This is a genomic window from Vibrio furnissii CIP 102972, assembly GCF_000176175.1.
GTDB classification, from domain to species: domain Bacteria; phylum Pseudomonadota; class Gammaproteobacteria; order Enterobacterales; family Vibrionaceae; genus Vibrio; species Vibrio furnissii.
This window is the reverse complement of record NZ_ACZP01000014.1, coordinates 1,575,729-1,588,267: the sequence shown is the minus strand read 5'-3', so window position 1 is coordinate 1,588,267 and position 12,539 is coordinate 1,575,729. Positions and strand designations below refer to the sequence as shown.

Annotated in this window: 10 protein-coding genes; 5 read left to right on the top strand and 5 right to left on the bottom strand. The window is 48.7% G+C overall.

The genetic code is table 11. The features are described 5' to 3' along the window. Positions 1-72 precede the first annotated feature (72 nt). Positions 73-2,124 (top strand): ATP-binding response regulator, encoded by a 2,052-nt coding sequence (locus tag VFA_RS17435; protein WP_004728186.1) that lies wholly within the window; start codon positions 73-75, stop codon positions 2,122-2,124. A 161-nt stretch (positions 2,125-2,285) separates the two neighbouring features. Here the strand turns inward: VFA_RS17435 and cqsA are convergent, their stop codons facing one another. The 3 genes from cqsA to clcA all read right to left on the bottom strand — a co-directional run bounded on the left by cqsA (position 2,286) and on the right by clcA (position 6,202). Further along, a complete protein-coding gene (gene cqsA, locus VFA_RS17430; protein WP_004728185.1) occupies positions 2,286-3,467 on the bottom strand; it encodes an alpha-hydroxyketone-type quorum-sensing autoinducer synthase in 1,182 nt (393 codons plus the stop codon). 217 nt (positions 3,468-3,684) lie between these two features. After that, positions 3,685-4,641 (bottom strand): TDT family transporter, encoded by a 957-nt coding sequence (locus tag VFA_RS17425; protein WP_455755251.1) that lies wholly within the window; start codon positions 4,639-4,641, stop codon positions 3,685-3,687. A 163-nt stretch (positions 4,642-4,804) separates the two neighbouring features. Continuing rightward, positions 4,805-6,202 (bottom strand): H(+)/Cl(-) exchange transporter ClcA, encoded by a 1,398-nt coding sequence (gene clcA, locus VFA_RS17420; protein ID WP_004728183.1) that lies wholly within the window; start codon positions 6,200-6,202, stop codon positions 4,805-4,807. A 470-nt stretch (positions 6,203-6,672) separates the two neighbouring features. Here clcA and VFA_RS17415 point away from each other — a divergent pair, with 470 nt between their 5' ends. Continuing rightward, entirely contained in the window at positions 6,673-7,668 is a 996-nt protein-coding gene (locus VFA_RS17415) for a CobW family GTP-binding protein (RefSeq protein ID WP_004728182.1), read from the top strand. Between the two features lie 161 nt (positions 7,669-7,829). Here VFA_RS17415 and ylqF read toward each other — a convergent pair whose 3' ends face one another. Next, positions 7,830-8,774, bottom strand: a complete 945-nt coding sequence (gene ylqF, locus VFA_RS17410; RefSeq protein ID WP_038152161.1) for a ribosome biogenesis GTPase YlqF — start codon at positions 8,772-8,774, stop codon at positions 7,830-7,832. A gap of 219 nt (positions 8,775-8,993) precedes the next feature. Here ylqF and VFA_RS17405 point away from each other — a divergent pair, with 219 nt between their 5' ends. The 3 genes from VFA_RS17405 (at position 8,994) to VFA_RS17395 (ending at position 11,574) form a co-directional block, all read left to right on the top strand. Next, a complete protein-coding gene (locus tag VFA_RS17405; RefSeq protein WP_004728180.1) occupies positions 8,994-9,470 on the top strand; it encodes a MarR family winged helix-turn-helix transcriptional regulator in 477 nt (158 codons plus the stop codon). A 116-nt stretch (positions 9,471-9,586) separates the two neighbouring features. Next, a complete protein-coding gene (locus VFA_RS17400; RefSeq protein ID WP_004728179.1) occupies positions 9,587-10,327 on the top strand; it encodes an SDR family NAD(P)-dependent oxidoreductase in 741 nt (246 codons plus the stop codon). 197 nt (positions 10,328-10,524) lie between these two features. Continuing rightward, the gene (locus VFA_RS17395; RefSeq protein ID WP_004728178.1) at positions 10,525-11,574 is read left to right on the top strand and encodes an NAD(P)-dependent alcohol dehydrogenase; all 1,050 of its coding nucleotides are present in this window, start codon (positions 10,525-10,527) and stop codon (positions 11,572-11,574) included. Between the two features lie 119 nt (positions 11,575-11,693). On the opposite strand, the gene VFA_RS17390 is transcribed toward VFA_RS17395, so the two are convergent. Then, complete coding sequence (locus VFA_RS17390; protein WP_014257346.1) at positions 11,694-12,494, bottom strand: AraC family transcriptional regulator; 801 nt, start codon at positions 12,492-12,494, stop codon at positions 11,694-11,696. Positions 12,495-12,539 lie beyond the last annotated feature (45 nt).

Below are 12,539 nucleotides of genomic sequence, written 5' to 3'. Positions count from 1 at the left end.
TACCGTCATACGCTTTGCATCTTAATATGCAATCATACGAATAATTATTAGAGTCGAGTTTGGTAAGAGCACATGGAAGTCGTAAAGAAAATATACCAATATGCTGAACCGAACCTCACGTTAGTGGGGTGGATGGGGTTTATTGGTTTTCCGTTTTACTACTATGTGTGGGCGCATGTGTTTCCGCAGCCCTATGAATCGCTGCTGCTGCGTAGTTTCTGTTCGTGCCTGTTTGGCGGCATTGTGTTTCGAAACGCAGTGCCGAAGTTGTGGCAGCGCTACTTACCTTACTATTACCTGTTTATGATCGGCTTCTGTTTGCCGTTCTTCTTTGCCTATATGATGCTGATGAACGATTGGTCTACGGTGTGGGCAATGTCATTCATGGCATCCATCTTCCTACATATTCTGCTGGTTCATGAGACCAAAGTGATGCTGGCGCAAGCTGCGTTATCCGTCGCGGCGGCGTATGGCGCCGTGTATTGGCTGCAACATTACGAACCACAGCATGTCATTTTGTGGCCTTATGTGCCGATTTTTCTGTTCACTTACGTGTTCGGAAATCTGTTCTATTTCAGAAACCAAAGCTCGCATGAGTCGAAGGTGTCGATCGCGAAATCCTTTGGCGCCGGGATTGCACATGAAATGCGTAACCCGCTCAGTGCGTTGAAATCGTCGGTTGATGTGCTGCGTTCGATTTTGCCCGCACAGCCGGCCAATCCAACCCAAGGTGCATACATCGATGGACAGGATTTGACTTTGCTGCATGAAATTTTGGGCAACGCTGACGAAGTGATCCACACCGGGAACGAAACCATCGACCTGTTACTCACGTCTATCGATGAAAATCGCGTCTCGACCTCAACATTCAAGCGTTTGTCGGCCAAAGAGGTGGTTGACCATGCCCTGCATTCCTTCTCGTACAAACGTGCGTTGGATCGTCAGGCCGTCACGCTCAATGCCATCAACGATTTTGACTATTTCGGCAGTGAAACCTTGCTGAAGTTTGCCCTCTACAATTTATTGAAAAATGCCTTTTATTATCAGAACAGTGAACATTTTCATATCGAAGTGACGCTCATCACTCGGGGCCAAGAAAACCTCATCATCGTGCGAGACAACGGCGTGGGCATCGCCCCAGACCGCTTGGATGACATCTTTAAGGACTTCTATACCTTTGGCAAAAATGGCAGTTATGGTTTGGGTTTGCCGTTTTGTCGCAAGGTGATGAAGTCGTTCGGCGGCAACATCCGTTGTGCCTCCGTGCTGGGGGAATGGACGGAGTTCACGTTAAGTTTTCCTCAATATCACTCTGAACGCGTCTCACACATCAAACTGGATTTAATGAAAAATAAATCGGTGTTGTATGTTGGTACGCAAGGGCTGATGAGCCGACATCTAAGCGAGAAAGCGTTTTACCAAGGATTTCGCCTACATCACGCAACGCTGAGCGAGGCGTTAACGCGTGAAGAGTACGAGTTTGAATACGACATTATTCTGCTGGATTTAGAGCAGATCGGCGATCAGTGGCAGTCATTAGTCGAGCTGGAAACCAAGCTGCATTTTACCGAAGCCAAAATTGTTTACCTTTACGACAAGCAACGCGCATACCCCATCAATATTGAGCGCCATTTGCGGGTCGTACCTTTAGACATTCGTCAACTGCTGCTCGATACCGACAAAGAACTCGATCAACTGCTGTTTGAGGTGGATGACGTTGCACCGGATCACAATGTTGTGCCGATCAAACAACCGAAATATGAACGCCGTATTCTGGTGGTAGATGACAACCAATCACTGCGCACATTCACGGCGTTGCTGCTTGAAAAGCAGGGCTATGAAGTGGTGCAGGCTAATGATGGTCAACAGGCGTTGGATGCAATGGAGCACAACGAGTTCGACCTGATTTTGATGGACATTGAAATGCCGATCATTGATGGCATTGAAGCGACGCGCGTGATTCGGGATTCCAATAAGCCGTACTGCCATATTCCGATTGTTGGCCATACCGGGGATAACAGCCCGCTGACAATTGAGAAAATTCACCAATCTGGCATGAACGATTACATCGTTAAACCGGCCGATAAAGACAAGCTGCTGGGCAAACTGGCCAATTGGATCTAGCTCTGAGCCGAAGCTCAGAGCTAGAGATAGGCATCCGTTGCAGAGAGACCATTTGCAAGACAGTCGTGTTGTGGGTTGATTCGAAATCCTATCGATTCGAAACGTCACCGATTCAAAACGCCGCCGATGCGAAAAGTCTCCTCAGCATTGGATGGGCCAATTTATTTAAAGATCATATCCCCCCGTTTTACCGCGCTTTGACACACCGACAAAATGCGGTCGATCTGTTGTTCCGTAACGGCACTGGTTAATGACAAGCGAATAATATTTTTCGTTTTCGAGGTGGCCGGTCGACAAAATACGGCGCCGAAAACGCCATTGTCTTCTAAATAATCACGGACCTTTTCTGTATTTTTTTCATCGCCTGTTTCCAATGCGATAATTTGGGATTGGCTGCGAATGTGAATACCAATTTTATTTAATCCTTGTGATAATAGTTGTGCATTGCGAAATAAATTCTTGCGACGATCATTGGCCGATTTAATGACCTCTAATGTGGCTTCTAATGCGGCTATTTCATACGGTAATATCGTCGAGCTGAATATCGCCGGATAGCCCACAAAAGGAATACATTGATTCGCGTTGTTATTTGCCCAAATAACCCCCGCACGATACGCAAATGTTTTTGCCAAACTCGCGGTCATAAAATCGACCTGATCGGAGAGCCCCAATTCCGCCAGTAAGCCAGCGCCTTTATCGCCATGGGTGCCAAGTGAATGCGATTCATCGACCAATATGGCGCACTGAGTCTCTTTGGCGATATGAACCAATTCAGTCAGTGGCGCAAGCGTACCAATGGTGCTGTAGATGGAATCGACCACAATGAGCCCAGGGCCATGACGTTGGATCTGTTTGCGCAGATGGTCACAATTGTTATGCATGAACGGATGAATGTTCGCATTGGCATAACGCGCACCTTCCCACATCGACATGTGCGCAAAGAAGTCGATATAGACATTGCTGCCTGGTGCGCAGACGGTCTGCAGTAGCGACGTATTGGCATTCCAACCGGATTGAGACAACAGACACGAGTCGAAATTGACAAACTCAGCCAGTTGGTGCTCTAGGCTAGGTTTGGTTTGATCATCTTGTAAGAAAATAGCCGACATAAACACACTGTCGTGCGTGGTATCAATGGCCTGTTTTAAACGCGCCTTGATCAATGGATGGTTGGCAAGGCTGAGGTAATCGTTACTTTGTAAAACAATATCACCTTGGGAGGGGCGCTTTCCTAATACCAGATGTTTACCGTTTTGATTGCTTTCAATTAAATCGCGAACGAAGAAATTCAAACGGTCCTGAATCGAGTCAGGTAACCGATTATTTTTGGCATCAGATTTCATGGTGAAAATATCCTTCTAATTAAAAATTAATGCCAGCTGACAAAGGATATATTGATGCGTTTAAATTAAATTTCACCTGCCAAAATTGATTGTTTTGGGAGCAACGACAAATTGAGTTATATTGGATTTGCTATTTTTCCATAAACATTACGCTCGGCGAGACTGAGACATTTATTTCTATTGCTTTTTAATAGTAAATAAATCTAACGAAGAATTATTATTGCGCTTTTGGGAATATCTCTGGCCAGTACATTTTAACGTAACCATACGAAACCCAAATAACCAATCCTGTTGCAACGCTTAATTCGAATAAGCCAAAGTGATGCAGCCAATGCCAGTGAGGAAACTGATCGTGGAAAAAGCTGGTCAATCGATGCATGGCAATGGCACTGATCACGGATGGAAAAGTGACCGCGGCGATGGACGGTTGAAACTTGAGTCTCAGCAGACGGATGTAGCAGAGGTAGATGAGCAAGGTCATGGTGATGGCAATGCCTGCCAATGCGCCCGTTAGAATCGGGTCGGGGTTGGGGAAGTTCACCAGGTAGCTGGCAAGGGTGAGGTTGATGGGGGCGGCCATGATGGCCAAGGTCGGTCGAGCACGTCGAGGTAACATGCCTTCAAACACCAAACGATACAGCACCAGCGGTAACATAAAAAAGTAAATGCCGATGCACACGGTTACCAAGGTTTCTGAAAATACGGTGTGACCAAACTGGGTGCCCGCCAACGAACTACTGATCAGCCCGACCGGATAGAGAAACCAACTGGGTACTATGTTCGACATTTTAAAATCGAGTAACTGAAAGCTGAAAAACAGCATCATCATGGTGAAGTGCAGCAGCAGCGCAATCGCCCAGATGGGGTAAGCGATGGTCGGAGAGATGACGGCCAAATAGTCACACAGGATCAAGAGTGCCATGCTCATCGGTGCCATCAGGCTACCCGAAAGCGGATGACGAATGTCGTTGATGAACGTTGAATAACTGGTGAGATAACGGGCGAGAACAGGCAAAAGAAGAATGGCACCGGCGATGACCATGTAAGGACGCAAAACAAGGCCGACTTGCGGCAAATAGAGCGCCCACGCTTGGCCCAGACCAATGACACCGAGCGCCAGCGCAGCTTGCGACGGAGGAACATTTTGTACCTGAATCAGCCTTTTCCAGTTCAACATCAAACTCCCTTTTAATGATGTCTATCAGCGGCGAAAAGGTTCTAAATGTCGAAAAAACAATCGCCGCGGACTCAATCTTAAGTCCGCGGCGATTCTAACAAGAATTCGATAATTTTGTTCAACAATTCGGTGCGTTACAGTCACAAAATAGTAAACAAAGTTATTCCTGCTGGGGTAAATCTTGCTGTCGAAGTTTTTCGTTTTTCAGTGTTCGATGTAACAACTGGCTGTAAATTGGCTGGCCACCAAACATCTGCGCAAAAATCACGGCACCCAAGCTGGTAATGATCAACGGTAGGATCAGGTAGTAGTTGTTGGTCATCTCAATCACCAGCAGAATGCCAGTGATTGGGGCGCGAACGGTCGCGGCGAATAGGGCTCCCATACCTGCGATTGCGAACATACCCGGTTCGATGTCCAATTCTGGCAACAAGCTTTTGGCAATCAAACCAAACGCATAGCCAAACAGGGTGCCAAGTGCCAACATGGGCGCAAAGATGCCGCCCGGCGCACCAGAACCAAAACAGAGCAGGGTGGTGAGGACACGGCCGACAAACAGCAATAATAGAATGTTTGCGCTGTAGCCCCCATTGGTGATGGTTGGAATCAATGAGATACCACCGCCAGTCAGCTCAGGAATGTAAAGCAGCGTCAGGCCAAAACAGCCGCCCAGCAGCGAACCGGTAATCAAGTAACGTTTACGGTCGTTGCGGTGAATTTTCACAAAGATGTCTTGCGCGCGCGTGATCATGCTGTTGAACAGCACGCCGAAGATGCCAAACAACACGCCAAGCAACAAAAACAGCGCTAACGTGGGCAAACTGGGCGCTTGATATTGCGGCATTGAAATCACAGCGTCTTGGCTGTTGACCAAGCGAAACACAATGTTTGCCGCAACAGAAGAGATAATGACGGCGCGTACGGAAATCAGGGAATAACGAAACTGGGGGCGCATCTCTTCAATCACAAACATGATGCCAGCCAGCGGGGCGTTAAAAGCTGCCGATAGACCACCTGCTGCACCAGAAGCAAGCAATGAGTGACGAGTATCCTCGTTCTTAATGCGGAAGATGTCGGTCACCATACGACCGATGGCACCACCCATTTGCACGGTTGGCCCTTCACGGCCAAGCACCATACCGGAACCCAGCGCGCCCATCCCACCAAAGAATTTGACCGGCAGCACACGCCACCAACGCACGGGACGCATGCCGTCCATTGCCCCTTCAATCTCCGGGATCCCGGAGCCAGCAGCTTCTGGCGCGAACCGGTGCACTAAAAAATAACCGATGAAAGCAAGCGCGGCACTGATCAAAAACGCAGCGAGCCACAAGGGCAACATATTGCCAATTTCGCTTTTCAGCCATTCAGTACGAGTTTCTGAGACCAGATGTACGGCGTGTTCAAAGTAGGTGCCAACCAGACCGGACAGAATACCGACGATCAAAGCCATGAAGAGGACTGAGATGGGGGTTTTGTCTTTAGAGAGAAATTGATTGATGGCGTCTTTGGGTACTTTGGCGAGTAAACTGTGTTTAAATTTCTCTCTCTTGGTCATGTAAAAAGGGCCTCAGGATTCGATATGGGATGATATAGGGGGGATGGCCTAGAATTATACGCGCCACATCATCCAACTATAGCGACAAAGTTGCAATATTGAATTTCACATATGATTGATTTATTAAATGTTCTGACTAATTCGTGATTTGCATTAAAAAGTTGCTATGAAAACTTGTTTTCTGAGCGAAATGAACCATAGTTAAGTGGTAAGGCAGATTTGAACATTTCTTATGGAGGATATGAATGCCTTACCTACAATTTGGATGGAATCAAAAATAATTCAAATCAAATAACCTCGTACATAGTCGGCTTGCATCTATAGACATCCCGACTCGCAGACTCACGATTGAGTGACGAGGATCGAGGCGCGCTCATTGTAGTGCGCCTTTTGCTGTTTTGACGTCTCCGCATTTCCAGGGTGTACTCTGACACATCTTCCTCGGTATACTCCGTGAAAAGGAGTGACCAATGACAACAAAAGTTCCTACCAATATCATTACGGGTTTCCTCGGTGTGGGGAAAACGACAACGATTCTCAACCTGCTCAAGAATAAACCGTCGCATGAAAACTGGGCGGTGTTGGTCAATGAATTTGGCGAAATCGGCATTGATGGCGCCATGATGTCTGACCAAGGGGCATTGATCAAAGAAGTGCCGGGCGGCTGCATGTGCTGTACGGCGGGCGTGCCAATGTCGGTGGGCATCAACGCATTGTTGCGTCAAAAGCCGGATCGTCTCATCATCGAACCGACCGGGCTTGGCCACCCGAAACAAGTTGTGGCGACGTTGACCTCGGCGCAATATCAAGACCATGTGGATTTAAAAGCAACGATTGCGTTGGTGGACCCACGCAATTTGCGTGATGAAAAATACACCTCGAATCAGAATTTCAACGACCAACTCGGCTGTGCGGATGTTGTCATTGGCAACAAGGTCGATGCCTGCAGCGCCGACGATATCGATGCTTTTAACGACTGGGTCACCGATCAAACACCCGCCAAAGTGTTCCATCAATTGGTGACGCAAGGACAACTGCCTTTAGAAGTGCTCGACATTGAGCGATTGGAAAACGGTGCATCGAGCCATGTAGAATCGCACCATCATCACCATGCCGCATTGGAACCGCAATTCCAATTGGCGCCACAACAAGCGTACCTACGTCGTGAGAACAAAGGTCAAGGCTATTTCAGTTGTGGATGGTTGTTTGGCGCGGAATACCAATTCCCATTTGACGATCTGTTTTCACTGTTCAGTGATCTGACGGCAGAGCGCATCAAAGCGGTCGTCAACACCGAGCGTGGGTGTTATGCGTTTAACGTCGCCAATCGCGTGGTGTCGGTGAATGAAATGAGCTTAGATGGTTTTGAATCCCGCATTGAAGTGATTGATTCACAGCCTATGCCGTGGCAACAGCTGGAAGACATTTTGCTGCAACTGGCGGGCATTGAAAAATCGTCACGCTGAGCATCAACAGGGTTGAATGCCTGCAACAAGATTGAGCTTTAGGAATCAAACTGAGCGATAGCAAACAAATAGGGCGACAGCAAACAGAAAGGGCGATTTCACATCGCCCTTTTTTCATCCCATAATGTACCGCTCGATGAGGGGCACATAAAGCTGCGTGATTAACGCTTGTTACGCAGGTAGCGCTTACGGCGCTCTTCTTTAATTTTCGCTTTCTCTTCGGCTTTACGTGCTTCTTCGATTTCAACTTCGATCAGCTCTTGCGTAATCATCTCAGGAAGTTCCAGCGTGATTTGACCGATGATGCCTTGGCGAAGTTCGTGCAGCAGAATTTCAGATGCTTTGTGCAGGTCAACACGCGCGCCAGCACGCAATGCGCCACGTTTGCGGCCGATGGCTTCCATCCATTCCACATCAGATTCTGGTGACTCGTCAATTTGGTAGCGTTCTTTGAGTTTCTCAGGGTAGTGCGCCGCCAAATATTCCACAGTGTAGAACGCCACTTCATCGTATTCCATGGCCGTATCTTTGACCGCGCCTGTTGCCGCTAAACGAAAACCACTGTGTGGGTTTTCAACTTTTGGCCACAGAATTCCCGGTGTGTCAGACAGCACGATGCCGTTTTGCAGGTTGATGCGTTGTTGGCGACGAGTGACCGCAGGTTGGTTGCCAGTTTGGGCAATCACACGACCCGCCAACGTGTTGATTATGGTCGATTTACCCACGTTTGGAATGCCCATGATCATCGTGCGAATATTTTTGCCAATCTCTTCGCGATGCGGCGCCAATTTGCGGCACAAATCGAGGATCTTATGCACTTCCTGAGCATTGGACGTGGTGATCGCCATCGCTTTCACACCTTTCTCTTTTTCTAGGTGTTCAATCCAAAGTTCGGTCAGTTCCGGATCGGCGAGGTCGCGTTTGTTCAGCACTTTCACCACGGGTTTTTCGCCACGTAGTTGTGAAATCATGGGGTTTTCGCTGCTGAAAGGAATGCGCGCATCGAGTACTTCGATGATCACATCGACCTGAGGAATCGCTTCTTCGATCTCCTTGCGCGCTTTGTGCATGTGGCCAGGAAACCATTGGATATTGTTGTTAACCATTTGAAAAATAAGTCTTATTTTGGGTCTAATGTACCAGTAAATGTCACAAGTAATTAGACGTGAATACGAAATGGGAAGCATTGTACGCTAGATCGTTCAGTGTAGCCAATCAGCGAGGGAAATGGCGCGCTGGCAGCCCACAGAATGAAGCAAGAGCATTTGACAGAGCGGATGATGGTTGTGTATACAACTAAATAAATCATCGAATGTGGAGAGCACATGACTCAACACCGCCATCAGCAATCACTCGGTCATCTGACTGGGTTAGCCAGCCGCTTGTTTAACCGGTTACTGACGCAGCGCTTTAAGCAGGCCAGCATCGATATGACTGCCGAGCAATGGGGCGTCATCTTGGTTTTAAAAAACCATGCGTTAAAAAACCACGAGTCAAAAAACAGTGAGCCGATGACGCAGAGCCAAATCAGTGAGTTGTTGTATCTGGAAAAATCCAGCGTCAGCCGGTCTATTGATGGCTTAGAGAAGCGCGGATGGATCGAGCGCCAGCGTTCTCCCTCAGACAGTCGCAGTAAGTTCGTCAGCTTAACCCAACAGTCATTGGCTGTGGTTGAACGCTGTTCTGAGATTGCTGCCACGGTACTTGCCGATGCGCAGCAGGGAATTGAAGAGGCTGAATTAGAGCGCACGAAACAGCACCTTGCTCAGGTTGTGCGCCAATTAAGGCAGCTCAACCACTAACTGGCCAGAGATACAAATATCCATCGAGACAGATAGAAATACAAACCGATACCCGTGCAGATACATCGATAGGGGGTATCGCTAAACAAAACCAATCGTTGTAAAGAGGAATGGCAATGACAAAACGTAATGCATTGATTACGGGTGGCGCGCGTGGCATTGGTGCAGCGACGGCTAAAATGTTAGCGAAAGATGGATTTCGTGTGTTCATTAACTACGTCAACAGCACGGCTGTGGCCGATGCGTTGGCAGAGGAAATTCGCGCTGAGGGCGGCGAAGCGCACACGGTAAAAGCAGATGTTCGTGATGATCGCCAAATTGAAGCGATGTTTGCGTTGGTTCAGGAATACGGCGGTGTGGATGTGCTGGTGTCGAACGCCAACATGAGTTTTACCTCAAAGCCATTTATCGAACAAAGCTGGCAAGAATTTTCGCAAAAGTTAAATGACGAAATGCATGCTGCGTATCAAACCGCGCAATGGGCAGCGAAAGTCATGAAAGACAAAGGCTATGGTCGCTTGGTGTTCATTTCGAGTACGTTATCTGAAGCGCCAGCGCCGCTGTTTATTGCACATGGCACCGCCAAAGGGGCTCTAGACAGCTTTAACAAGTACCTCGCACAAGAACTGGGCCCGTTTGGGATCACATCGAACATCGTGGCGCCGGGCATGGTGGAAACCGATGCAACCAAAGATGCACCCGCAGAATTCAAAGAGATGATCCGTGCGTTTACGCCCACGCAGCGCATCGCCAAGCCAGAGGATGTGGCCAATACGGTTCGCTACCTCGTGAGTGAAGAAAGTTCTCACATTACCGGCACTTACAATCCGGTGTGTGGCGGGGCTTACTTGCAATAATGTGCAGGAGGCTTGTTTCACCTGGTGATGAAATACTCTCATTTCTTGGATCGCATGAAAATCGGGCAAGAATGATGGACGATTGGGCAAGCAACGCCGCGTTTTGAACGGTACATTAATACACGGTAGTAAACGGCATGCATGCTTCGCATGCCGTTCCATTTTCCATCGATAGTAAACGTTAAGGAAATTGTGTTATGAAGACCGTTGGCTACGCTGCGCATGCAGAAAAGGCAGAACTTACCCCTTATCATTTTGAACGTCGAGATCTCAGAAGTAACGATGTCGCTATTGAAATTACCCATTGCGGTGTTTGTCACTCCGATTTACACACCGTAAACGGCGACTGGGGCCCGCAACCTTATCCATTGGTTCCCGGTCATGAAATCGTGGGTATTGTGACTGCGGTGGGTCAGGACGTTTCGACCTATCAAGTGGGCGATCGCGTAGCGGTCGGCTGTATGGTTGATAGCTGCCAAGAGTGCGATCACTGCCACCATGGCGAAGAGCAATACTGCCGCAATGGCATGACACCAACGTATGGCAGCCCTGATCGTCATACCGGTGAAACCACCCAAGGTGGTTATTCAAAACACATTGTTGTTCGCGAAGAGTTTGTTTTGCGTATTCCAGCAAAACTAGACATTGCGCGAACTGCGCCCATTCTTTGTGCGGGCATTACGACATATTCTCCACTACGCACATGGGATGTTCAACCGGGCACGCGCGTGGGCGTGATTGGTCTCGGCGGCCTTGGCCACATGGCCGTGAAACTGGCGGTCGCGATGGGTGCAGACGTGACTGCAATTAGCCGCAGTAACAGCAAAGAAGCGCAAGCAAAAGCGCTGGGTGCAAAATCGCTGCTGGCATCAAGCGACAGCGATGCAATGGCGAAAGCCGCATCATCATTTGATCTGATTATCGATACCATTCCAGCCAAACACGACGTGAACATCTATACGCCGTTACTCGATCTAGATGGCTCACTGGTCATCGTGGGTCAAGTCGGCCCATTGGCTGAACCGATGACCACACCGCTGATCTTTGGTCGTCGCCGCATTGCTGGCTCATTGATTGGTGGGATTGCTGAAACACAAGAGCTGCTGGAGTTCTGTGCAGAGCATGATGTCTACCCAGAATGTGAAATGATCCGCATGGATCAAATTAATGATGCGTTCAAACAGTTGGAATCCGGTGACTTAGCGCACCGTTTCGTGATTGATATGGCATCGCTATCAGCGAAATAAGCCCAATAGGCAAATGAAGTGAAACACAAGCGAGCAGCATTCCTGCTCGCTTTTTTGCATTCCTGTTCGCTGTTTGCATTGGCGCGTTTGGTTTTTGAGGCGGAAAATGTGCCATCGCGTTAACGCTGTTTGGCGTATTCCTGCGGTGTGCAACCAAACAACGCTTTGAACGCCGAGATAAAACTGCTCACGCTTTGATACCCCAGTTGATGCGCGACCGTGGTGGTATTGGCACCATTGACAATATGTTCGAGCGAACTCATCAACCTGAATCGGCTGCGCCACTGACGATAGGTGAGCCCGGTTTCTGCCTTAAACAGACGTTCAATCGTGCGAACGCTTGCGCCAACTTGGCGAGACAAATCCGCCAGCGACTCGTTTTGCTCTGCATGATTCACAATGTGACGGATGAGTTTTTTCAGGCGCGGATCCTCTCCCGACGAAATATACAATTGCAATGGTTCCAGCGCGTCGAGTTCATCCAACGCCACCAATCCTAATCGCTGAATTCGCTCTTTTGATAACCGGTTGGCGCTTTCCGTCAACGTCAGCACAATTTCCCGCATTAACGCACTCATTTTCAACATGACGACCGCTTTTTCATTTTGGCGAACCGCAAACGACGGGTCGATGTATATATTCCGCGTTTGCGCCGCCGTTTCGCTATTCACCTGATGCAACATGCCGCCGGGAATCCACACCGCGTGCGTAGACGGCACCACCCAAACGGCGTGTTCACTGGTGACGCGAAGAATGCCAGTGGTGGCCCACAATAGCTGACCGCGCGGGTGTGAATGCGGCACGATGCCTGATTCCGCCTGCATACTTCGACTGTGCGTTAGCACCGGTTGGGATGCATCACAAGTGAAGGCAACGTCGCTGGGGGACTGCATTGTCGTATCAGGAATATGGTTTGGCATATCAGCGCCTTAAAACGTCACACAATGTCGGGTATCTTAAAACCC